Origin of the sequence: Dietzia sp. SLG310A2-38A2 (assembly GCF_014145095.1) — a bacterium.
Lineage (GTDB): Bacteria > Actinomycetota > Actinomycetes > Mycobacteriales > Mycobacteriaceae > Dietzia.
Window position 1 is genome coordinate 502 of the sequence record NZ_JAALDX010000530.1, and the last position, 767, is coordinate 1,268.

2 protein-coding genes are annotated in these 767 nt (G+C 68.3%); both read right to left on the reverse strand.

Going from position 1 to position 767, the window contains the following annotated elements:
• Positions 1–5: 5 nt before the first annotated feature.
• Entirely contained in the window at positions 6–305 is a 300-nt protein-coding gene (locus G6027_RS16775) for a YggT family protein (RefSeq protein ID WP_182638133.1), read from the reverse strand.
• 71 nt (positions 306–376) lie between these two features.
• Positions 377–767: cell division protein SepF (locus G6027_RS16780; RefSeq protein WP_182638134.1), on the reverse strand; the 391-nt coding region annotated here is incomplete at its 5' end.

Sequence of the window (767 nt, forward strand, 5' to 3'; positions counted from 1 at the left end):
TCGGCTCACGCGACGCTGGTCATCAGGATCCGCAGGACCAGCTGGATCACGATGATGATCACGAAGAGCACCAGGACCGACAGATCCAGGGAGACCTGGCCGATCCGCACGGGCTTGATCACCTTGCGCAGTGCCTTGACCGGCGGGTCGGTGATGGTGAACAGCCACTCGAGGATCACCGCCAGGAACCCACGGGGATTCCAGCCGCGGGAGAAGGAGGCGATCATCTCCACGACGATCCTGGCGAGCAGCAGGTACCAGAAGACCTGGGTGATGATGTATAGGACCAGCAGGATTTCACGCACGAGATAACCCTACTGGCACTGGTCGATCTCGCGCCGCGGGCACCCGGTCAGGCGGGGTGGGCACCCTCGGGTCAGCGACGGAACGCGCCGTTGACGGCGTCGCGGATCTCGGCCTCGGTGAGGTCCATCCCCGCAGGCTGCAGGAGGAAGGTGCGCTCGCGGTCGGTGACCTTCTCCATGCGGCCGTCGAGTCCGAAGACCAGGCCGGCGGCGAAGTCGACCATCCGGCGGGCGTCGCCGGAGGCCATGGTGGACAGGTCGAGCACCACGGCACGGCCGGCGCGGAAGTGCTCCCCGAGACTCTTGCCGTCCCCGAATCCCCGCGGACGCTCCACCACGGTCTCGGGAAGGGTCACCAGGCCGTCCTCGACGAAGTCCTCCTCCGGCGCCAGCGCGACGGCGCCACGGGTGACGGGCACGCCGCGCAGTGAGGCCCGGGCACCGGCCTCGGCCGCGTGGTAG